Below are 21,534 nucleotides of genomic sequence, written 5' to 3' on the forward strand. Positions count from 1 at the left end.
GCGACCTCCGGGTGCGGGCGGGGCCCTCATCCTGCGGGCGGCCCCGCGTCGGAGTCGGGGGAGGGGGTGGCCTCGTGCCGGCGGGCGGCCAGGGGCAGCGCGTACCAGGTGACCAGCCCGACGAGGAGCACCGCGCCGCCGCCGAGCACGCCCGCCCAGCGCCCGAGGACGACGTCGAGGATGAGCAGCACCCCGGAGCTGATGGCCAGCACCAGCAGCGCCAGCCCGGCCAGCAGCATCCGGTCGGCGACGCGGATCAGCGCGGCCTTGCGGCGGCGGCGGAAGACCAGCCGGTGGAACGACACCGGCGCGATGAGCACCACGGTCGCGAGCGCGGTGGCCAGCAGGGTGACGGTGTAGACGGTCAGCTGGACGTCGTCGAGCTCGCGGAAGCGCGCGGTGAAGGCCAGGCCGAGGAGGAAGGCGAACAGCACCTGGACGCCGGTGATGGCCACCCGGAGCTCCTGCAGCAGCTCGGCGAGGTTCCGGTCGAGCAGCTGGTCGAGGGTCTCCCCGCGCTCCTGGGCGCTGCGCGCGGCCGACGGCGCGTACCGCTGCCCCGTCCCGTCGACGCTCACGCGGGGTGCCCTACCCGGCCGCCGCGCGCCGCACCCGTTTCCCGAGGTCGGGAGCGAGGTACCGGCGGGGGACGCGACCGAGGAGGAACCGTGGCCGACGACGACCGGGACGCCATCCGGAAGGACTTCGACGAGGCGGTCAACATGAGCGCCTCGGAGCTGGGGAAGTGGCTGGACACCGACGAGTCGCAGGAGGTCGGCCAGAAGAGCGGCGGGTCCGGCGAGTCGACCGGGCACGAGATGGGCCGGCGCATCATCGAGCTGCTGGGCAAGAAGAAGGGCGACCTCGACGACGACGACTACGCCGCCATGAAGAAGGTCCACGGCTACGTGCAGCGGCACATGGCGCAGGAGCCGAAGAAGGAGGACGTCGAGTCCTCGAAGTGGCGGTACTCGCTGATGAACTGGGGCCACGACCCCCTGAAGAAGTAGCCGGCGGGTGCGCATCGGCGACCCGCGGCGCAACGACCTCGCCCAGTACGACGGGCTGGCCGACCAGTGGTGGGAGGCCGCCGGCGGGTTCGCGATGCTGCACTGGCTGGCCGCCTCGCGCGCCGGGCACGTCCCGCCGGCGGCCGGCCCGGACGCGCTGCTGGTCGACCTCGCCTGCGGCGGCGGGCTGATGGCGCCGCACGCCGCGCGCCTGGGCTACCGGCACGTCGGCGTCGACCTCGGCGCCGCGGGGCTCCGGGTCGCCGCGGCGCACGGCGTCCTCGCGGTGCGCGGGTCGGTGCTCGCGGTGCCGCTGCGCGACGGGTGCGCCGACGTCGTCGTCGCCGGGGAGATCCTCGAGCACGTCGCCGACCACGAGGCGGTGCTCGCCGAGGCGGCGCGGCTGCTGCGCCCCGGCGGCACGCTCGTCGTCGACGCGATCGCCGCGACCCGGCTGGCGGAGGTGGTCGCCGTCCGGATCGCCGAGCGCCTGCCCGGCGGGCCGCCGCCGGGCATCCACGACCCGGCGCTGTTCGTCGACCGGCGCCGGCTGCTCGCGGCCGCCGACCGGCTCGGCCTGGACCTGCGGCTGGTCGGCCTGCGGCCCTCGGTGCGCGACGTCGTCGCCTGGCGGCTCGGGCGCCGCGCCGTCGTCCGGATGCGGCCGCTGCGCACCACCGCCGTGCTGTTCGCCGGCTACGGCCGCAAGCGGGAGGCGCCCGGGCGGCGCGGCGCCCCGCCCGCACGTACGGTCGAGGGGTGACCGCCTCCCCGACCAGCCCGTTCCCCCGGGGGCCGCGCGGGTGAGCGCCGCCGTGCTGACCGGCGCGGGCGCCGCCCTGCCGGCCACCCTCGACCAGGACGCCGCCTGGGAGGGCTTCTTCGCCCGCCACTACGAGGGCGTCCGGGCGGCCAGGCGGATCTGGTCGAGCGCCGGGGTGCGCCGCCGCCACGCGGTGGCCAACCCCGTCGACGAGGACCTCAGCGGGTGGGGCACCGGCGCGCGCATGGCGCGCTACGTCCAGGAGGCGCTGCCGCTGGGCAAGCAGGCCGTGGCGACGGCGCTGGACTCCGCGGGCCTCGCGCCCGGCGACGTCGGCCTGTTCGCCGTGGCCACCTGCACCGGGTACGCCACCCCGGGGCTGGACATCCGGCTGGCCAGCGACCTCGGCATGCCGGCGGGCCTGCAGCGGCTGCTGGTGGGGCACATGGGCTGCTACGCCGCCATCCCGGGGCTGGCGGCGGTGGGCGACTTCGTCACCGCCCGGTCCCGGCCCGCGGTGCTGCTGTGCTGCGAGCTGACCAGCCTGCACGTGCAGCCGGCCGTGCGGGACCTCGAGCAGGTGGTGGCGCACGCGCTGTTCTCCGACGCCGCGGCGGCCGTCGTGGTCGAGCCGGGCGCGGGCCGCGGCCGCCGGCTGGCCGGTGTCGTCGCCCGCACCGACCCCTCGACCGCCGACCACATGACCTGGGACGTCACCGACCTGGGGTTCCGCATGGGGCTCTCGCCGCGGGTGCCCGACGTGCTCGCCCGGCACGTCGGCGACGTGGTGGCCGAGCTGCTGGACGGCGCCGGGCTGCGCGTCGAGGACGTCGCCGGCTGGGCGGTGCACCCCGGCGGCCCGCGGATCCTCGACGTGGTCCGCGACGAGCTCGGCCTGGCCGAGGAGCAGATCGGTGCGTCCCGGCGGGTGCTCGCCGAGCACGGCAACTGCTCGTCGGCGACCGTGCTCCTGGTGCTGCAGGAGCTGGCCGACGTCGACGGCCCGGTGGTCGCCATGGCCTTCGGCCCGGGGTTGACCCTGTACGCAGCGCTACTGCTCCCCGCCTGACGCGCAGGACAGCCATCCCAGGCACTACCCTCTGTGACCGCAGTCACGGTCGGAGGGAGGGTCGTCGTGGCAGCCCCGCAGCGTCCGGTCCGCGTCTTCCTCGTCGACGACCACGAGGTGGTCCGCCGTGGCGTGGCGGAGGTCCTCGAGGACGACCCCGGGCTGGTGGTCGTCGGCGAGGCCGGCACCGTGGCGGAGGCCCTGGCGCGCGGTCCCGCGGTGCGGCCCGACGTCGCGGTCGTGGACATGCGGCTGCCCGACGGCGACGGCGCCGAGGTGGTCCGGGGCCTGCGGGACCGGCTGCCCGGCTGCCGGTTCCTGGTGCTGTCGAGCTTCGCCGAGGACGAGGCGGTGGCCGCCGCCCTCGCCGCCGGGGCCGCCGGCTACCTGGTCAAGCAGGTGCGCGGCGCGGACCTGGTCTCGGCCGTGCGCACCGTGGCGGCCGGCGGGACGCTCGCCGGCACCGGGCAGCCGCAGCGGGCGGGGACGGACCGCCGCCTGGCCGGGCTGACGGAGCAGGAGCGCACGGTGCTCGCGCTCATCGGGGAGGGGCTGACGAACCGGCAGATCGGCGCCCGGATGGGGTTGGCCGAGAAGACGGTGAAGAACTACACGAGCCACCTGCTGGCCAAGCTCGGCCTCGAGCGGCGCACCCAGGCGGCCATCCTCGCCACCGAGCTGCGCGGACCCCGTCCCGGCCGCTGACCGCCCGTGCCCTCACGCGGGGCGCGGCACCGTCCAGGTCACCTCGGTCCCGCCGGGTCCGCTGCGCACCGCCAGCCGCCCGCCGCGCCGCTGCGCCCGGTCGGTGAGGTTGTCCAGGCCGCTGCGCAGGGGTACCGCGGGCAGGCCGCGGCCGTCGTCGGCCACCACGACCGTGACGTCGGCCCCGCCGGGCGGCCCGGCGTCCACCGTGACCGTCAGTCGCGAGGCCCGGGCGTGCCGGACGGCGTTGGTCACCAGCTCGCGGACCACCGCCAGCAGGTCGTGGGCCAGCGCGCCGGTCAGGCCGTCGACGTCGCCGGTCACGTCCACGCGGCAGTCCAGGCCGCTGTTCTCGGTGACCCGGGTGACGACGTCGGTCAGCCGGAGGCCGAGGTGGTCGGGGGCGTCGGCGGGGTCGTGCAGCTCGAAGATGGCCGAGCGGATCTGCGTGATCGTCTCGTCGAGTTCGTCGACGCTGCGCTCGACGCGGCGGGCCGCGTAGGGGTCGGCCTCCTCCAGCGAGCGGGCGATCCGGTCCAGCGACAGCGCGGTGGCGTAGATGCGCTGGACGACGTGGTCGTGCAGGTCGCGGGCGATGCGGTCGCGGTCGGCCTGCACCTGCAGCTCGCGCTCGCGGCGCTGGCTGCGGGCGAGCTCGAGGGCGACCGTCACCTGGGTCGCGAAGGAGGTCAGGGCGTCGAGCACGTCGGCGCCGAAGGGCTCGCGGTCCTCGCCCCGCACGCACACCAGCGTCCCCAGCGACCGGCCGAGCGGGACGACCACGCCCGAGCGCGCGCCGCGGGTCAGCTCGACGGCGACCTCGGCGTGCCGTCCCCGCACCGGGTCGGCGCTCATGTCCTCGACGAGTTCCCCGACGCCGCTGCGGTGCACCCGGCCGACGTGGGTGTCCTCGACGGGGATCCGGACGCCCTCCAGCTCGCCGGCGTACCGGCCGGCCGAGGCGAGGATGGTGAGCGCGTCGGGGTCGCCCTCCCGCGCGACGAGCACGGACGCGCCGTCGGCGCCGGTGAGCGCGACCACCTGCTGCACGATCGACTCGAGGGCCACCACCGGCTCCGCGCCCGACAGCAGCGCGGTCGAGACCTCGACGGCGGCCTGCGTCCAGGCCCGGCGCTGCTCGGCGGCCTCCGCCAGCCGGGCGTTGCCGATCGCGAGGCCCGCGGCCGCGGCCAGCGCCTGCACCGCCTCCTCGTCGGCCGCGGTGAACTCGCCGCCGTCGCGCTTCTCGGTGAGGTAGAGGTGGCCGAACACCTGCTCGCGGACGCACACCGGGACGCCGAGGAACGACGCCATCGGCGGGTGGCCGGGCGGGAAGCCGACCGAGGCGGGGTGCGCGCCGAGGGCGGCGAGCCGCAGCGGCTCCGGGCGCTCGACCAGCAGGCCGAGGATCCCCGCGCCGGCCGGCGGGCGGCCGATGCCGGCCCGGACGGTGTCGTCCATGCCGACGATGACGAAGCGGTCCAGCTCGCGGCCGTCGGGGGTCAGCACGCCCATCGCGCCGTAGGTGGCGTCGGCGTGGGCCACCGCCGCCTCGACGATCTCGCGGAGGGTGGCCTCCAGGTGCTCGCCGGCCGCGGCGGCGCGCACGCCGGCGGTGAGGCCGGGCTCGGGAGCGGCGGCGGTGCGGTCCGGCCGGTCCGCGGGGGTGGGCGGGGTCATGGCCCGTCCCGAGGAGGACGCAGGGGGAGTCGTCGGGTTCACGCGCCGGAGCCCGGGCGCCGGCCGGGGAAGCGCGGCGCGACCGGGCGCAGCAGGGCGCGGCCGGTGCCGTTCACGAGGACGAGGTCGCCGCCGCGGCCGGCGGTGCCCAGCGCGTCGAGCAGCGCCCGCTCGGCGACGACGGTGCGCACCCGGCCGGCGACGCCGGTCTCGGCGACCGCGCGCACCACCGCGGCGTCGGCCCGCGCCAGGGCGGCGGCGCGGCCGGCCTCCCCGGGGGCGTCGACGGCGGCGACCGCGAGCACGGTGCCCTCCCGGCGGGCGGCCTCGCGCAGCGCCCAGGTCAGCGCGTGGTCGGCGGCGGCGGTGCCGTCGACGTCGACCAGGAACGACGGGACGGGCCGGCGGGACGGCAGGGGCAGCAGCCGGATCGGCTCGAGGTGCGGATCGGCGGCCATGACCGGATCCTCACCCGCGTCCGTCCTGCCGCACAGGGACCAAGGACCCGGTATCCGGAACCGGACCGCCCGTTCGGGTCCCGGTCACCACGGTCGTCCCGTCCTCCTCGGGCGGCCAGGCGACGGGCCGCAGTCCCGCCCGGGTCAGGACGGCGACCAGGACGGGCGCCTGCTGCTCGCCCACCTCGGCGAGCAGCACCCCGCCCGGCGCCAGCCAGCCCGGCGCGCCCGCGGCGATGCGCCGGTGCACGTCGAGGCCGTCGTCGCCGCCGTCGAGCGCGCCGGCCGGCTCGTGCAGCCGCGCCTCGGGCGGCAGGAGGGCGAGCGCGCCGGTGGGCACGTAGGGCGCGTTGGCGACCAGGACGTCGACCCGCCCGCGCAGCCGGCCGGGCAGCGCGGCGTAGAGGTCGCCCTCGTGCACCGTCCCGCCGACGGGGTCGAGGTTGCGCCGCGCCCAGGGCAGGGCCGCCGGGTCGACGTCGGCCGCGTGCAGCTCACCGAGGTCGACGGTCTCGGCCAGCGCCCGGCCGACGGCGCCGCAGCCGCAGCACAGGTCGACGGCGACCGGCGGCCGGCCGGTCCGCGCCCGGGCGGCGCGGGCCGCACCGGCGGCCCGGGCGACGAGGGCCGCGGTGCGCTGCCGCGGCACGAACACCCCCGGGCCGACGGCGATCCGCAGGCCGCAGAACTCGACCGCGCCCAGCAGGTGTTCCAGCGGCTCCCCGGCTGCCCGGCGGGCGGCGAGCGCGTCCAGCTCGCCGGGCGTCGCCGCGGCCTCGGCGAGCAGGCGGGCCTCGTCCTCGGCGAAGACGCAGCCGGCCGCGCGCAACCGGGCGACGAGCGCCGCGGTGCCGGCGGGGGAGAGGTGCACGGGGCCAGGCTGCCAGGGCGGCGGGCCGGGACGCCCCGTGCGCCGGGTCAGGTCGCCGCGAGGAGGCGGCGCAGCGGCTGCGGGAGGGCGCCGGGGTCCAGGTGCTCGACGAGGGCCCGCGCGTAGCGGGCCTTGCGCCCGCTGGTGGTGCCGAGCCACCGGCGCAGCTGGGCCTCCGGGTCACGGCCGCGCTGGGCCGGCTGCGAGCGGAAGGTCGCCAGCGCGCGGGTCTCCCGCTGGGCGGTCACCACCGCCTCGACGCCGGCCACCCCCGCCGCGCGCACCAGCTCCTCCTCCAGGTCGGCCACGCAGGCGAAGAAGCCCCGCGCCGCGAGGTCGCCGGCGTCGGCGGCACCCAGCGCCCGCCGGAAGAACCCCTCCTCGCCGACGTCGTAGAGGCCGCGCAGGCGGTCGCCGAGACCGGCGGCGGTCAGCTCCGCCACCTGCCGGGCCACGCCCCCGGCGCCGCCCAGCGCGACGACCCGGACGCCCTCGGCGGCGAGGTCACGCCCCAGGGCGCGGGCGGCGGCGAGCACGGCCTCCCGGTCGCTGGCCCCCTCGACCAGCACCACGGCCCGGGGGAGGGGATCGGGCGCGGTCACCCGCGGGACTGTCCCAGACGGCGCGCCGGGCGCCCAGGATGTCGAGACCGGCCGGGCGGCGCCGTCCCCTGGACGGAGCGGCCGACGGGGCCGCGCGACGGACAGGAGGACCACGTGGCGCTCAGGCGGATGGACAACGTGCTCGTCGTCGTCGAGGACCTGGACGCGGTCATCGCGTTCCTCGTCGAGCTCGGCATGGAGCTCGAGGGCAGGGGACCGGCCGAGGGGCGGTGGGTGGAGCGGGTGATCGGCCTCGACGACGTCCGACAGGAGGTCGCGCTGCTGCGGGTGCCCGGCGGTCCGGGCCGCATCGAGCTGGCGTCGTTCCGGACGCCGGCGGCGGTCCGCTCCGGACCGGTGGACGCGCCCGCCAACACGCTGGGCATCCGGCGGGTCATGTTCGCCGTCGACGACGTCGAGGAGACCGTCGCCCGCCTGCGCGCGCACGGGGCCGAGCTCGTCGGGGAGATCGTGCGGTACGAGGACCTGTACCGGCTGTGCTACGTCCGCGGCCCGCAGGGGATCGTCGTCGGACTGGCGGAGGAGCTCCGCCGAGGGGAGCCGCTCGGGGACTCGGAGAGCGGGTGACGAGAATCGAACTCGCACTGTCAGCTTGGGAAGCTGATGTTCTGCCATTGAACTACACCCGCGGTGGCCCGGAGGCCGGTCGTCAGCGTAGCAAGGCGCCCGGCGATGAGTCCCGCGGCCGGCGCCGGTCTGTCCCCCGGGAGGGTCAGCCGGCCGCCCGCCGCCGACCGACGGGAGCACCGACCGTGCCGAGGACCGCGCCGCAGGACGTCTGGCCCGTCGTCGCCGCCGAGCGCCGGGTGCTGGCCGACGACCTCACCGGGCTGACGCCCGCGCAGTGGGCCACGCCGTCGCTGTGCGCGGGCTGGGACGTGCACGACGTGCTCGCGCACCTGCTCGGCAGCGCGCGGACGACGCCGCTGCGGTTCCTGGCCGGCATGGCGGCCGCCCGGTTCGACTTCGACGCCGCCAACGAGGCCGAGCTGCGCGCCGCGCGGGCCGCCCGTCCGGAGGAGACGCTGGCCGCCTTCCGCGCCGTCGCCGGTCGCCGGACCGGCCCGCCCGCCCCGCGGGACACCCGGCTGGTGGAGGCGTTCGTGCACGGGGAGGACGTGCGGCGCCCGCTCGGCATCCCCTCCGACCCGCCCCGCGACGCCGTGGCGCGGGCGCTGCTGGCACACGTGCGCAGCGGCCAGGCCGTGGGCGGCGGCCGGCAGCGGGTCGCGGGCGTGACCCTGGTGGCCACCGACACCGGCCTGCGGCACGGCACGGGCCCGGTGGCCGAGGGGCCGGTGCTCTCGCTGCTGCTCGTCGCCGCCGGCCGCCGGGCGGGGCTGGCGGACCTCACCGGCCCGGGCGCCACCGTGCTCGCCGGCCGACGGTGACGCCGCTCAGTCCCGCGGGCGCGGGCTGCGGATCGTGACGGTCGTGCCGTCCGGGCCGGGCACCGCGGTGACCTCGGCGAAGGCGCTCATCAGCATCGAGCCGCGGCCGCGGTCCATGCTCGAGGTGCGCTCCCGCCACTGGCCGGTGTCGTGCACCGCGACCTCCACGGCGCCGTCGTCGACCGACACCCGCACCTCGACCACCGGCTCCCGCGGGTCCTGGGCGTGCTCGATCGCGTTGGTGGCCGCCTCGCAGGAGGCCAGCACCAGGTCGTAGGCGCGGTCCTCGTCGATCCCGGCGTCGGCGAGGAAGCCGCGCAGCCGGCGGCGCAGCGGCGGGATCGACGCCGCCGCCGAGGGGAACCGCCAGGTGGCCCGCCGGGCGCCGTCGGCCGGGACGGCCGGGGCCGGCGCGCTCGACGGCGCCAGGTCGGCCGCGTCGCCGGCGCGGGGCCGCGGGGGCGGCGGGGCGGCCGCGGGAGCCGGCCGGTGCGCGTGCGCCGGCGGCGGCGGCGGGAGCGCGGCACGGCGTCCCCGCGCGCGCTCGAGGACGGCCCGCAGCCGGCCGAGCAGCTCGGCGGACTCGAACGGCTTGGGCAGGTAGTCGTCGACGCCGGCGTCGAAGCCCTCGACGGCGGCCTCCTGGCCGGCGCGCGCGGTGAGCATCACCACCGGGACGTCGCGGGTGCCGGGGTCGGCCCGCAGCGCCTGGAGCAAGCCGAACCCGTCGAGTCCCGGCATCATCACGTCGGTCAGCACGATGTCGGGCAGGGCGGCCCGCGCCGCGCGCAGCGCCTCCTCGCCGTCGGCGGCGGTCCGCACCGTCCACGACGGCGCGAGCAGCCGGGTGAGGTAGGAGCGCATGTCGGCGTTGTCGTCGACGACCAGGACGGTGCCCAGCCCCTCCTCCGCCGCGCCGGGGCGCGCCCGCCGGCCGGGGTCGTCGTCCCAGGGCGTCAGGGCGGCGGCGCGGACGGCGGCCGGGGTCGACGGCGGCGCGCTCGCGGCGTCGGGCTCGCCCCAGGGCAGCCGGACGGTGAACGTGCTGCCGGCGCCGGGAGTGCTCCGCACCCCGACGGTGCCGCCGTGCAGGTCGACGAGCTCGCGGACCAGGGCGAGGCCCAGGCCGGTGCCCTCGCGGCTGCGGGCGGGGGAGTCGGTCACCCGGTGGAACCGGTCGAACAGCGCCGGCAGCTCCTCGGCGGGGATGCCCACGCCGGTGTCGGAGACGGTCAGCTCGACCCCGTCGTCCACGGCGGCCAGCCGCACGGTGATGCCGCCGACGAACGTGTACTTGACCGCGTTGGCGACCAGGTTGAGGACGACCTTCTCCCACATCCGCGGGTCGACGGCGACCGGCCGGGGGAGCGGCGGGCAGTCGACGGTGAGCGTCAGCCCGGCGCGCTCGGCGGCGGCGCGCAGCACGCCGGCGAGCTCGGCGGTGTCGGCGGCGAGGTCGGTGGCCACCCGCACCGCCGCTGTCCGGCCGGCCTCGATGCTGACGAACTCGAGCAGGTCGTTCACCAGGCGCTGCAGGCGCTGGCCGTTGCGCAGCGCGAGGACGAGCTGGTCGTGCGCGGCCGGCGGCAGCTGGTCCCCGGCCTCGTCGAGCGCGTCGGAGAGGGGGGCGAGCAGCAGGGTCAGCGGCGTGCGCAGCTCGTGGCTGACGTTGGCGAAGAAGGTGGTCTTGGCCCGGTCGAGCTCCGCGAGGGCCTCGGCGCGGGCGCGCTCGCCGGCGTAGGCGCGGGCGTCGACGACGGCCCCGGCGACCTGCCCGGCCAGCAGCTGGTGGAAGGAGCGGTACTCCGCGTCGAGCGCGCGCGCCGGGCTGACGCCGACCAGCAGCGCGCCGACCGGCTCACCTCCGGACCCGCCGGACAGCGGGAGGGTGACGGCGTCGGTGACCGGCTCGGCGAAGGGCCCGCCGGTGACGCCCAGGCCGGCGACCGGGACCGTCGCGAGGTCGGGCAGGCCGCCGGCGGTCGCGGGCAGCAGGCCGGCATCGACCCCGCAGGTGGCCGCCCGCTGCAGCCGCCCGTCGTCGTCGGTGAGGTAGACGGCGGCGAACGGGACGTCGAGCGGACCGGTGGCGAGGGCGGCGCACACCTGTGTCGCGAGGTCGTGCTCGTCCTCGCGGCGCCCGCCGGCGCCGGCCACCTCCTGCAGCAGCACCTGCCGCCGCTCGGCCAGCACCTGCCGGGTGACCTCGGTGCAGACGGCGTGCATGCCGGCCACCTCGCCGTCGTCCCCGAAGGCCGGGGCGTGGGAGACGGTGAAGTAGGTCTCCTCGCGGTACCCGGCCCGCTCGAGGAGCAGGAGCAGCTGCGGGATCCAGGTCGGGACGCGGGTGGCCATGGCCTGCTCGATCGGACCCTGCAGCGAGGTCCAGTGCTCGGCCTGGGTCACGCGCAGGTCGCCGCCGAGGGCGGCGGGGTGCTTGGCGCCGATGAGGGTGGCGTAGCCGTCGTTGTAGAACTGGGTGAACTCCGGTCCCCAGGTGAGGATCATCGGGAACCGCGAGGCCAGCACGGTGCGGATGGCGTAGCGCAGGCTCGCCGGCCACGTCCCCACCGGACCGACCGGCGTCGCTGCCCAGTCGACGGCCGCCATCAGCCGGCCGTTCTCGCTGCCGCCGGCGAACACGTCGGCGACGTCGGGTCCCGAGGGGATGTCCTGGGCGCCGGGACGCGCAGCGGCATCCGGGGCCACGCACACCTCCACGGCACAGCAGCGCCGGCCTGGTGGGGACGGGACGGCGTCGAGACCTGGTGGCCGTTCCCGGCCACCGACTGCCTGCACGGTACATCCGTCCGCTGGGGAGCCGCCGCGACGGTGGAGCCCTAGCGGCGCATCTCCTCGAGGAAGCCGATGGCCTCCGACCGCAGCCGCTCGGCCATCTGGGACAGGCCGGTGACGTCGGTGTCGGTGGTGCCCAGGGACGCCGACCCGTCGACGGCCGCGGCGATCCCGTCGACGAGGCCGTTCATCTCGCCGACGGTGGTGCCGACCGAGCCGATGACCGCGGTGACCTCGTCGCACGCGGCGCGGATCGCCTCCACCTGCGTGGTCACCCGCTCGGTGGCCGAGGCGGTCTGGTCGGCGAGGTCCTTGACCTCGGAGGCGACGACGGCGAAGCCCTTGCCCGCCTCCCCGGCGCGCGCGGCCTCGATGGTGGCGTTGAGCGCCAGCAGCCGGGTCTGGGCGGCCACCGACTCGATGAGCGCGATGACCTGGCGGATCTCGGCGGAGGTGCGGGTCAGGGAGGTCAGCGTGGCCGAGGCGTCGCCGACGGCGCCGGAGGCGGCCGAGGACGCGGTGGTCAGCCCGGCGGCCGAGGCGCTCATCTCGGTGGCCGCCGTCGCCACCTGCTCGCTCATCGCCAGGACGACGGACTCGAAGTCGTCGGCCAGGCGCAGCCGCGAGGTCTGCGCGTCGGTGACCCGCCCGGCGGTCTCGCGCATGGCGTCGCGGGCGGTGTTGATGTCGGTCGCCGCCTGTCGGTAGGCGCCGTTGAGGCCGGTGAGCAGCACCTTGCGGTGGTAGCGGCCCTCGGCGGCGGAGGTCAGCGCGGCGCGGGACTCGCGGACGAAGGCGTCGCTGACGTCGAGCGCACGGTTGACGCCGTGCTGCAGGGCGACGAGCTCGGGGACGTCCTCCGAGCCGGCCACGGGCACGGCGCGGGCCTCGAGGTCGCCGCGGGCGGCGGCCTCGCACGTCTCGGTCAGGCGGCGCACGAAGGCGCGGTAGGCCTCCAGCTCGCCGGCGTCGGAGCGGTTCCGGGAGCGCGCCACGTCAGTTCTCCTCCTGGCTGATGACCGTCCAGATGAAGTCCTCGTAGGAGGCGGCCTGCTCGGCGACGACCTGGCCGAGCAGCTCCGACGACGCCGCGACGGCGGCACGCGCGTGGGGGTGGCGGCGCTCCTCGGCGAGCAGCCGCTCGTAGAGCGGGCGGATGCGGTCGAGCGCGCGGCGCGAGGGGCGGCGCCGGTTGGAGTGGTAGCCGACGACCGCGCCGTCGGGGCCGTAGGACGGCGTCACGTGGGCGAGCACCCAGTAGTTCGCGCCGTCGGCGGCGAGGTTGTTCACGTAGGCGAACAGCTCCTGGCGGGCGGCCAGGGTGTCCCACAGCAGCTTGAACACCGCGCGCGGCATGTCGGGGTGCCGGATGAGGTTGTGCGGCTGCCCGATGACCTCGTCGAGGGAGTAGGCGCCCACGCGGAGGAACACGTCGTTGGCGTAGGTGATGACGCCGCGCAGGTCGGTCTTGGAGACGATCAGCTCCTCGGCGGCGAAGCTGCGCTCCTCACCGGTGGGCCGCACGGCCGTGCGGCCGCTGCGGCCGGTCCGGGGGCGGGTGTCGAGCACGCGGTCTCCTCCTGCGTCGGGTGGTCCTCCCCGCGGATATCGGCAGGTGGCGTCCCGGGTGCAGCCGGAACGCCCGGTCCGGGACCTTGGTCCCGGACCGGGCGGCCCGAGGGGTCAGCTGCCGACGACGAGGCCGCGGCAGGAGACCGAGCAGTCCATCGCCCAGAGCGACGCCGGGATGCCGCCCAGGCGGGCCGAGCGGACCAGCCGCTGGCCGTCCGGGCCGGTGCGGGTCTCGGGCGCCGCCGAGCTGCCGCCGGGCGTGGTGCCGCCGGGGGCGGTCCCGCCTCCTGGAGCGGTGCCGCCGCCCGGTGCGGTGCCGCCGCCGGGTGCGGTGCCGCCGCCGGGTGCGGTGCCGCCGCCGGGTGCGGTGCCGCCGCCGGGTGCGGTGCCGCCGCCGGGTGCCGTGCCGCCGGGTGCCGTGCCGGACCCGCCCGGGGGCGGGGTGGCAGAACCGCTGCCTCCGTCCGGAGCGGGGGTCGCGCCGGCCGCCGGGGCCGCCACGTACTCGAGGACGTCCTCGAGCACCTGCGACCGCCCGTCCGGCGCGAAGACCGTGACGTCGTAGCGGCCGGCCACCCGCGCCGGCGTCGTGAACACCAGCGACGTCGTCGACGATCGGACCACCGTCGCGGCGGCCGAGTCGCCGATCCGGACCCGCGCGCCCGAGGGCAGCGCCTGGCCGTTGACCCGCACCCGCGTCCCGCCCGACGCCCCGACGGTGACGGGGGTGATCGAGGTGATCCGGAACTCGCCCACCCCGGGATAGGTCACCGTGCCCGTGCCGGACGACGGCGGGGTGCCGCCGGTGCCGGAGCCGCCGGTGCCCGAGCCGCCGGTGCCCGAGCCGCCGGTGCCCGAGCCGCCGGTGCCCGAGCCGCCGGTGCCCGAGCCGCCGGTGCCGGAGCCGCCGGTGCCGGAGCCGCCGGTGCCGGAGCCGCCGGTGCCGGAGCCGCCGGTGCCGGAGCCGCCGGTGCCGGACCCGCCGGTGCCGGACCCGCCGGTGCCGGACCCGCCGGTGCCGGACCCGCCGGTGCCGGAGCCGCCGGTGCCGGACCCGCCGGTGCCGGACCCGCCGGTGCCGGAGCCACCCGTGCCGGAGCCGCCGGTGCCCGAGCCGCCCGTGCCCGAGCCGCCCGTGCCCGAGCCGCCCGTGCCGGACCCGTCGGCCGGCCGGTCGGGTCCCGCCTCGGCCGCGGTGCCCACGAGCAGCGGGGCCGCCCGCGTGCCACCGAGCGCGGCACCGTCGCGGGTGAGCTGGACGGTGAGCACGTACCTCCCGTCGCCCAGCGACACCGAGGGCCGCAGCGTCAGGCCCTCGAGGGAGGTCCGGGCGCCCAGGCTGAACACGGCCCGGCCGTCGTCGCCGGTGGTGACCGTCGCGCCGTCGAGGCCGATCTCGGCGCCGGCGACGGCCCACACCTCGCCCTCGTGCTGCATGCCGAGCCCCAGGGTCACGCTGAACGTCCCGGGCGCCGTCGTGCCGCTCACCGCGACCGTCGGGCTGACCACGCCGGCCGGGGCGGACATGCCGGTGAACGTGTGGTCGACCGAGTCGAGCACCCGCTCGGCCAGGCCGGTCAGCGACAGGCGCCCACCGCTCACCGACCGGCCGCGGAAGGCGGCGACCGGGTCGGTGTCCTCGAGCAGCGCCTGCTTGAGCTCGGCGATCGAGGCGGTGGGCAGCGCGGCCCGGTACAGCGCCAGCGCGGCGGCCACGTGCGGCGCCGCGATCGAGGTGCCGCTCACCAGTCGCATGCCACCGTCGTTCCAGGTGGTCGCCACCTTGTTCCCCGGGGCGAACAGGTCCACGGACGTCGAGCCGTACGCCGACGAGGTGCTCATCGTGTCGGCCGCGGTGCTCGAGCCGACCGTGATGACGCTCGGCTCCGTCAGGCTGGCCGGGTACATGACGTTCGTGTCGCGGTTGGCCGCGTCGTTGCCCGCGGCCGCGACGAACAGCACCCCCTTGGACGCGGCGTAGGCGATCGCTGCGCGGAGGTCGGTGAGGGGCGTCCCGGCGAAGGGCCCACCCCAGGACGCGTTGATCACGTCCGCGCCGTGGTCGGCCGCGTACCGGATCGCCTGGGCTCCGAGCGTCGCGTCGACGCTGTCCCCGCCGCCGATGACCAGCGGCATGATCGTGACGTCCGGCGCGATCCCGGCGCTGCCGGTCCCGTTGCCGGCCCGGGCGCCGACCACGCCTGCGACGCTGGCCCCGTGGGTGCCCTGGGCGCCGTTGTCGACGTCCGGTGAGTTCGTGTACCAGTTCCAGCCGTGGCAGTCGCCGGCCTTGCCGTTGCCGTCGGTGTCCACCGTGCCGCACCGCTCGGACGGGTTGGTCCACAGCGAGCCGGCCAGGTCGGGGTGGTCGGAGTCGAAGCCGGTGTCGATGACGGCCACCACCGTGCCGGCGCCGGTCCCGACGTCCCAGCCGTCCGAGGCGTCGCTGTCCGCGTCCGGCACCGCGGCCTGGTCGTAGACGTTCGAGCCGGTGTTCTCGAGGTTCCAGCCGTACGCCGTGCCGTAGGGATCGGTCACGGTGCCGAGCACCGGCACCTGGGGCGACAGCTCGACCGCGGCCACCCCCTCGACCGCCTCGAGGTCGGCGGCGGACAGCTCTCCGGTGGCCACGAGGGCCCGCCCGTCGTCGAGCCGCTGCGCGTGCTCGACGCCGTCGAGGGCCTCCAGCGCGCCGAGCAGCCCGGCGACGTCGCCGCTGTCCGCCGTCACCACGTAGCGGTCCAGGCCGTCGCCGGGCCCGAAGTCCTCGGCGACCGGCAGCGCCGGTGCGGCCAGCGCGGTGTACGCCGCCGCGCCCGCGTAGCCGACCACGACGGCCGACACGAGCACGGCTGCCTGCGTGCGCCTGCTGAGGGTGGACACGTCCGCCTCCCTGCCGGCCCGGGTCCCCCGCCCGGCCGGCGGCCGGCGCCCCGACGGGCCGGCACGACGGTCCTCGGCGTGCCGGCGGGCGGGGTGGAGCCGGCGGGCGCGGGAGGAACCCGGAGGGGTGAGGCGCCGTCTCCCTAGACTCCGCGCCATGCTGCTGTCCGACCGCGACATCCGCGCTGCGATCGCCGAGGGGCGTCTCGGCATCGAGCCGCACGACGCGGGGCTGGTGCAGCCCTCGAGCATCGACGTCCGGCTCGACCGCTACTTCCGGGTCTTCAACAACGCCCGGTACACCCACATCGACCCCGCCCAGCAGCAGGACGACCTCACCACGCTGGTCGAGCCCGACGGCGACGAGCCGTTCGTGCTGCACCCGGGCGAGTTCGTGCTGGGCTCCACGCTCGAGCTGGTGAGCATCCCCGACGACCTCGCCGCCCGGCTGGAGGGCAAGAGCTCCCTGGGCCGGCTCGGGCTGCTCACCCACTCGACGGCGGGCTTCGTCGACCCGGGCTTCTCCGGCCACATCACGCTCGAGCTCTCCAACGTGGCCAACCTGCCGATCACGCTGTGGCCGGGGATGAAGATCGGCCAGCTGTGCCTGTTCCGGCTCACCTCGGCGGCCGAGCACCCCTACGGCTCGGCGGTCTACGGCTCCCGCTACCAGGACCAGCGCGGCCCGACGCCGTCCCGGTCCTTCCGCAACTTCACCCGCGCGGAGACGCGGCGCTGACCTCCGCGGGCGACCAGCCGGGCACCTCGTCGTCGACGTAGCGGTCGCGGGTGACCAGCCAGCCGGTGACGGTCAGCCCGACGGTGGCGACGCCGACCAGCACGAACATGCCGGTGTAGCCGCCGATCGCGCCGCGCAGCACGCCCACGAGCAGCGGGCCGGTGCCGGCGACCACGTAGCCCCAGCCCTGGGTGACCGTGGAGAGCGCGGCGACCGTCTCCGGCGTGCGGGCGCGCAGGCCGATCAGCGCCAGCACCATGCTGAAGGTGCCCATGCCGACGGCGAGGACGCTCATCCACAGCCAGGGGAGCGTGCGGGGGGCCAGCCACAGCCCCGTCCAGCCGACGGCGTAGCAGGCCATGAAGCCCAGCAGCAGCGGTCGCTGCCAGCTCTGCCGCACGGTCAGCGACGGGACGACGGCGTTCACCGGGATGACGACGATCGAGTTGATCCCCAGCAGGAGGCCGGCGGTCGCGGCGCTGAGCCCGGAGTCGCGCAGGTACTGCGCCGACCAGCCCATGACCACGTAGGCCTGCATCGCCTGCAGCCCGAAGAAGGCGGCCATGGTGAGGGCGAGCGGACTGCGCGCCAGCGGGCGCATCCGGACCGAGCGGTGCGCGGCGCGGCCGGTGCCGGGCTGCCGCGGGACGAGGAACCACGGCATCGCGGCGACCAGGGCGAGCACCGCCCAGACGCCCAGCGCCCAGCGCCAGCCGGACGGGCCGACGGCGGCGGCGATGGGCGCGGTGCTCACCGCGGCGACGGCGCCGCCGATGGCCATGCTCGCGCTGTAGGCGCCGATCAGCAGGCCCGTGCGCCCGGGGAACCAGCGCTTGACCAGGCCGGGCAGCAGCACGTTGCCCAGCGCCCCGCCGACCATGGCCAGCACGGTGCCGGCGAGGAACAGCGGGAAGGAGTCGACGACGGCCCGCAGCACCAGCCCGGCAGCCATGGTGAGCAGCGCGCCGGCCAGGACGTGCGCGTCCCGGAAGCGGGCGGCCAGCGGCGGCCCGGCGAAGCCGATCGCGGCGAAGCACAGCACCGGCAGCGTCGTCAGCACGCCGGCGGCGGCGCTGGAGACGCCGAGGCCCCGCTCGATCTCCTCGAGCACCGGCCCGACGGTGCTGACCGCCGTCCGCAGGTTGGCCGCCGTCAGCACGATCGCCGTCGCCACCAGCACCAGGCCCCGCCGCCGGTCGGCGGTTCCGGGGGTGGTCGGGGGAGCGGCGGCGGTGCGGGTCACCCGTCGATGGTGCGCCCCGCCGGGTCGGCGTCCGCCACTGGGTGCAGCGTGCAACCGCCTCAGACGGGCAGCCGGGCGCCGTCCGTCGCTCCCAGCCGCGGCACGACCTGCGGCACCCGCCGCCACAGCGCCCGCTGCAGCGCCAGGGTGGCCACCGCGGCGACGAGGATGCCGGCGAGGTTGATCCCCAGCTGCGCCGTCGCCCGCCAGAACTCGGTGCCGCCGCCCAGGGCCAGCGCCACCGCCATGTCGGCGGCCGCGGGGACGGTCGTGACGGAGATGAACACGCCGACCAGCGCGCCGCTCTTGGCCGAGGTCAGCGACAGCACCCCGGCGATGCCGGCCAGCACCGCGACGACGACCGACCAGCGGTCGGGCCGGGTGATGAACCCGGTCTGCGGGCGCTCCATGGCGAGCACCTCGGGGCCGAACCAGCCCAGCCCGCGGCCAGCGAGGGTGACCAGCGCGGTGACGGCGATCGCCACGGCGAAGCCGACGACGAGTGCCTTGGCGGCCGTGCGCGCGACGCCCCGGCGCCGGTGCACGAGCGCCACGGCGAGCCCGGCCAGCGGCGCGAACTCCGGCCCGAGCACCATCGCCCCGATCACCAGGATCGCCGAGTCGTTGACGATGGCCACCGCCGCGAGCAGCGTCGCGATGGTGAGGAACGCCAGGTAGGAGACCGACAGCGACGAGTCGGCCGCCGTCGTCCGCACCACCTGCTCCCACACGACGGCGTCGGAGCCGTCGCCGGGCGCCTCCTCCTCGGCGCGCTCGGCGCGGGCGGAGACGGCGGTGTCGACGGTCTCGATGGTGATCCCGCCGTCGCGGTCGACGTGCAGCCGCCGCAGTCCCGCGACCAGCGCGTCGGCGGACTCCCGGGCGACGTCGACGAGGAACAGGGCGCCCGGCGGGTCGAGCGAGGAGCCGGGGAACAGGGCGAGGTGGGCCGTCCCGGGGCAGCGCTCGAACAGGTCCCGGACGTCGTCGGTGCGGTCCGGCGGGACGGTGACCCTCAGGTGCAGCAGCACGACGCGTGTTCTACCGGAGCGCGGGCCCCGACAGACGACGGACGCCGCCGACGAGGAGGTCCTCGCCGACGGCGTCCGTCGGGTGCTGCGGTGTTGCTACGCCTGGGGGCCGTGCCCGGTGGCGGCCGAGCCGGTGCCGGCGACGTCGTCGTCGGCGGTGCCCACCTCGGCGCCGTGCTCGGTGCCGGGCGTGCCGACCGGGGCCATCGAGCGCAGCAGGATCTGGCTGACGTCGAGGACCTCGACGTGCTCGGCGGCCTCGCCGTTCTGCTTCTTCGACGTCAGGGCGTCCGAGAGCATCGTGATGCAGAACGGGCAGGCGGTGGAGATGACGTCCGGGTCGAGGCCGAGGGCCTCCTCGGTGCGCTCCACGTTGATCCGCTTGCCGATCTTCTCCTCCATCCACATGCGCGCGCCGCCGGCGCCGCAGCAGAAGCCGCGGTCCTTGCAGCGGTGCATCTCCTGGGTGGAGAGGCCCTGCACGCTGTCGAGGATCTCCCGCGGCGGCGTGTAGACCTTGTTGTGCCGGCCGAGGAAACACGGGTCGTGGTAGGTGACCTTGCGGTCGACCGGGGTGACCGGGGTGAGCCGGCCCTCCTCCACCAGCTGGCTGAGCAGCTGCGTGTGGTGCACGACCTCGTACTCGCCGCCGACCTGCGGGTACTCCTTGCCCAGCGAGTTGAAGCAGTGCGGGCAGGTGGTGACGATCTTGCGGGTGCCCGGCACGCGGCCCTCGAAGACGCCGTTGAGGGTCTCGACGTTCTCCTGCGCCATCATCTGGAAGACGAACTCGTTGCCCATGCGGCGGGCCGGGTCGCCCGAGCAGGTCTCGCCCGAGCCCAGGACGGCGAACTCGACGCCGGCGGTGTGCAGCAGCTCCGCGACGGCCTTGGTGACCTTCTTGGCGCGGTCGTCGATGGCGCCGGCGCAGCCGACCCAGAACAGGTACTCGACGTCGTAGGGCAGCGGGCCGTCGGCCATCCGCACCTCGAAGTCCATCTCCTTGATCCAGTCCTCGCGGGTGCTCGGGCTGACGCCCCAGGGGTTGCCGCGGTTCTCGAGGTTGCGCAGCATCACGCCGGCCTCGGACGGGAAGTTGGACTCGATCAGCACCTGGTAGCGGCGCATGTCGTCGATGTGGTCGATGTGCTCGATGTCGACCGGGCACTGCTCGACGCAGGCGCCGCAGTTGGTGCAGCTCCACAGGACGTCGGGGTCGATGACCCCGCCCTCCTCCAGCGTGCCGACGAGCGGCCGGTGCGCCTGCGCGTCGTTGGTGCCCTCGATGCGGGCGTAGCCGGAGGACCAGACCTGCTCGTCGCTCGGCTTCAGGACGTCGTAGTCCGGCGCGGTCTCCGACGCCGTCTTCTCACCGAGCAGGTACGGGGCCTTGGCGTACAGGTGGTCCCGCAGGTCCATGATCACCATCTTGGGAGACAGCGGCTTGCCCGTGTTCCAGGCAGGGCACTGGCTCTGGCACCGCCCGCACTCGGTGCAGGTGGTGAAGTCGAGCATCCCCTTCCAGGTGAAGTCCTCGATCTTGCCGCGACCGAAGACGTCGTCCTCGCCCGGGTCCTCGAAGTCGATCGGCTTGCCGTTCGAGGTCATGGGCTGCAGCGGGCCGAGGGCGACGGTGCCGTCGTCGTTCCGCTTGAAGTAGATGTTGAAGAAGGCGCTGAAGCGGTGCCAGGCCACGCCCATGTTGAGGATCCGGCTGATGACGACCAGCCAGGTCAGCGAGACGACGATCTTCACGAACGCGACGACGCTGAGCAGGTCGGGGCTGTCCGGCAGCACGGTGGCCAGCAGGCTCGCGACCGGGTGCGACCAGGTGGGGGCCTCGGTGAGGTCCGAGGAGACCTTGAGCGCGCGGATCAGCAGGATGCAGACGCCGACGGTGAGGACGACGGCCTCGACGAAGTAGCCGCGGCCCTCGTTGGAGCCGGCGAAGCGGCTGGTGCGGCCCTGGCGGCGCGGGTGGTCCTTCTGGCGCCGGTAGATCAGGTACAGGATCCCGAGGATCGTGCCGGTGCCGATGAGGTCGGCGAAGAGGTTCCACAGGCCCCACTCGCCGATGAGCGGCAGGTGGAAGGCCGGGTCCCAGACCTCGCCGAAGGCCTCGACCAGCGTGAGGAACAGGCCGTAGAAGCCGACGAAGACGAACCAGTGGGCGGCGCCGATGGCCGACCACTTGAGCATCCGGGTGTGGCCGAGCGACTCGACCACGAGCGTCTTCAGCCGCGGGCCGACCGGCCCGTTCCGGGTGGAGTCCGGCTGGCCGGTGCGGATGATCCGCACCATGGCGCGCACGGCCCGGTAGGCCAGGACGACCGAGACGATGAGGAACAGCACGCTGATCGTGCCGAGCACGATCTGCAGGGGGCCCGTCATGATTCCCTCTCCCCACGCCTCGCGGCGTCGGTTGGCTCGTCCGCCACGGACGGCGAGAGGCGGTCTCGCCGCCGTCACCGGTGCGTGTGACCGGCGGCGGATCGCGCGCGGGCGCCTGTGCCCGCGCAGCCCAGCACGATAGCTGGCCGGAGGTCAGGTTACTCGCCGGTAACCCGACGCGCCGCGCCCCGTCGAGGCGGCTCGACGCCGTGCCGGATGTGGTCGTGCCGGCGCGCTGACCTGCGCCTTCGCCGCGGTGGAACAGTCCCGCCGTCCGTTCCACGCGCGCCGCCGAGGCCGCGGAGGTGA

General features: G+C 76.3%; 19 protein-coding genes and 1 tRNA gene. 7 read left to right on the plus strand and 13 right to left on the minus strand.

Translation table 11 applies throughout. The annotated features are described in order from the left end of the window. Positions 1-26: 26 nt before the first annotated feature. Positions 27-578: a DUF6328 family protein gene (locus WA616_RS14525; protein ID WP_336030860.1), complete on the minus strand. Its 552-nt coding sequence runs from the start codon at positions 576-578 to the stop codon at positions 27-29. Positions 579-668: 90 nt separating this feature from the next. On the opposite strand from WA616_RS14525, the gene WA616_RS14530 reads away from it, so the two are divergent. The 4 genes from WA616_RS14530 (at position 669) to WA616_RS14545 (ending at position 3,547) form a co-directional block, all read left to right on the plus strand. After that, positions 669-1,010 carry a DUF3140 domain-containing protein gene (locus WA616_RS14530; RefSeq protein WP_336030862.1) on the plus strand — a complete coding sequence of 114 codons (342 nt, stop codon included), beginning with the start codon at positions 669-671 and terminating at the stop codon, positions 1,008-1,010. 7 nt (positions 1,011-1,017) lie between these two features. Then, complete coding sequence (locus WA616_RS14535; protein ID WP_336030864.1) at positions 1,018-1,773, plus strand: methyltransferase domain-containing protein; 756 nt, start codon at positions 1,018-1,020, stop codon at positions 1,771-1,773. A gap of 40 nt (positions 1,774-1,813) precedes the next feature. Next, on the plus strand, positions 1,814-2,842 hold the full coding sequence (locus WA616_RS14540) for a type III polyketide synthase (protein ID WP_336030865.1): 1,029 nt from the start codon (positions 1,814-1,816) through the stop codon (positions 2,840-2,842). A gap of 66 nt (positions 2,843-2,908) precedes the next feature. After that, positions 2,909-3,547 (plus strand): response regulator transcription factor, encoded by a 639-nt coding sequence (locus tag WA616_RS14545; RefSeq protein ID WP_336030867.1) that lies wholly within the window; start codon positions 2,909-2,911, stop codon positions 3,545-3,547. A 12-nt stretch (positions 3,548-3,559) separates the two neighbouring features. Here WA616_RS14545 and WA616_RS14550 read toward each other — a convergent pair whose 3' ends face one another. Genes WA616_RS14550 through WA616_RS14565 form a run of 4 tightly spaced genes read right to left on the minus strand, consistent with a single transcriptional unit; the run spans position 3,560 to position 7,158 of the window. Beyond that, a complete protein-coding gene (locus tag WA616_RS14550) occupies positions 3,560-5,227 on the minus strand; it encodes a GAF domain-containing sensor histidine kinase (RefSeq protein ID WP_336030870.1) in 1,668 nt (555 codons plus the stop codon). Positions 5,228-5,265: 38 nt separating this feature from the next. Continuing rightward, positions 5,266-5,685, minus strand: coding sequence for a hypothetical protein (locus WA616_RS14555; protein WP_336030872.1), 420 nt, complete (start codon positions 5,683-5,685; stop codon positions 5,266-5,268). A gap of 10 nt (positions 5,686-5,695) precedes the next feature. Continuing rightward, positions 5,696-6,556: a putative protein N(5)-glutamine methyltransferase gene (locus tag WA616_RS14560; RefSeq protein ID WP_336030874.1), complete on the minus strand. Its 861-nt coding sequence runs from the start codon at positions 6,554-6,556 to the stop codon at positions 5,696-5,698. Between the two features lie 47 nt (positions 6,557-6,603). Beyond that, a complete protein-coding gene (locus WA616_RS14565; protein WP_336030876.1) occupies positions 6,604-7,158 on the minus strand; it encodes a TOPRIM nucleotidyl transferase/hydrolase domain-containing protein in 555 nt (184 codons plus the stop codon). Between the two features lie 114 nt (positions 7,159-7,272). Here WA616_RS14565 and WA616_RS14570 point away from each other — a divergent pair, with 114 nt between their 5' ends. Then, complete coding sequence (locus WA616_RS14570; protein WP_336030878.1) at positions 7,273-7,746, plus strand: VOC family protein; 474 nt, start codon at positions 7,273-7,275, stop codon at positions 7,744-7,746. Here WA616_RS14570 and WA616_RS14575 read toward each other — a convergent pair. After that, a tRNA-Gly gene (locus WA616_RS14575) sits at positions 7,738-7,808 on the minus strand. The two genes, WA616_RS14570 and WA616_RS14575, sit on opposite strands and share 9 nt — an antisense overlap. 123 nt (positions 7,809-7,931) lie before the next feature. Between WA616_RS14575 and WA616_RS14580 the strand changes: the two genes are divergently transcribed. Beyond that, positions 7,932-8,570, plus strand: coding sequence for a maleylpyruvate isomerase family mycothiol-dependent enzyme (locus tag WA616_RS14580; RefSeq protein WP_336030880.1), 639 nt, complete (start codon positions 7,932-7,934; stop codon positions 8,568-8,570). A 6-nt stretch (positions 8,571-8,576) separates the two neighbouring features. Here WA616_RS14580 and WA616_RS14585 read toward each other — a convergent pair whose 3' ends face one another. From WA616_RS14585 to WA616_RS14600, 4 genes are all read right to left on the minus strand, one after another. Then, entirely contained in the window at positions 8,577-11,279 is a 2,703-nt protein-coding gene (locus WA616_RS14585) for an ATP-binding protein (RefSeq protein ID WP_336030881.1), read from the minus strand. Positions 11,280-11,410: 131 nt separating this feature from the next. Beyond that, a complete protein-coding gene (locus WA616_RS14590) occupies positions 11,411-12,361 on the minus strand; it encodes a methyl-accepting chemotaxis protein (protein ID WP_336030883.1) in 951 nt (316 codons plus the stop codon). Position 12,362: 1 nt separating this feature from the next. Then, positions 12,363-12,935 carry a PAS domain-containing protein gene (locus WA616_RS14595; protein ID WP_073421025.1) on the minus strand — a complete coding sequence of 191 codons (573 nt, stop codon included), beginning with the start codon at positions 12,933-12,935 and terminating at the stop codon, positions 12,363-12,365. Positions 12,936-13,049: 114 nt separating this feature from the next. Then, a complete protein-coding gene (locus WA616_RS14600; protein WP_336030884.1) occupies positions 13,050-15,821 on the minus strand; it encodes a S8 family serine peptidase in 2,772 nt (923 codons plus the stop codon). 157 nt (positions 15,822-15,978) lie between these two features. Between WA616_RS14600 and dcd the strand changes: the two genes are divergently transcribed. Continuing rightward, positions 15,979-16,560, plus strand: coding sequence for a dCTP deaminase (dcd, locus tag WA616_RS14605; RefSeq protein WP_073421027.1), 582 nt, complete (start codon positions 15,979-15,981; stop codon positions 16,558-16,560). Here dcd and WA616_RS14610 read toward each other — a convergent pair. From WA616_RS14610 to WA616_RS14620, 3 genes are all read right to left on the minus strand, one after another. Next, on the minus strand, positions 16,535-17,803 hold the full coding sequence (locus WA616_RS14610; RefSeq protein ID WP_336030886.1) for a CynX/NimT family MFS transporter: 1,269 nt from the start codon (positions 17,801-17,803) through the stop codon (positions 16,535-16,537). The two genes, dcd and WA616_RS14610, sit on opposite strands and share 26 nt — an antisense overlap. Positions 17,804-17,862: 59 nt before the next feature. After that, positions 17,863-18,834, minus strand: coding sequence for a DUF389 domain-containing protein (locus WA616_RS14615; protein WP_336030888.1), 972 nt, complete (start codon positions 18,832-18,834; stop codon positions 17,863-17,865). Between the two features lie 96 nt (positions 18,835-18,930). After that, positions 18,931-21,225 (minus strand): (Fe-S)-binding protein, encoded by a 2,295-nt coding sequence (locus WA616_RS14620; RefSeq protein WP_336030890.1) that lies wholly within the window; start codon positions 21,223-21,225, stop codon positions 18,931-18,933. Positions 21,226-21,534: the final 309 nt, after the last annotated feature.

The organism is Geodermatophilus sp. FMUSA9-8, from assembly GCF_037034165.1.
In the GTDB taxonomy this organism is placed as follows: Bacteria; Actinomycetota; Actinomycetes; order Mycobacteriales; family Geodermatophilaceae; genus Geodermatophilus; species Geodermatophilus nigrescens.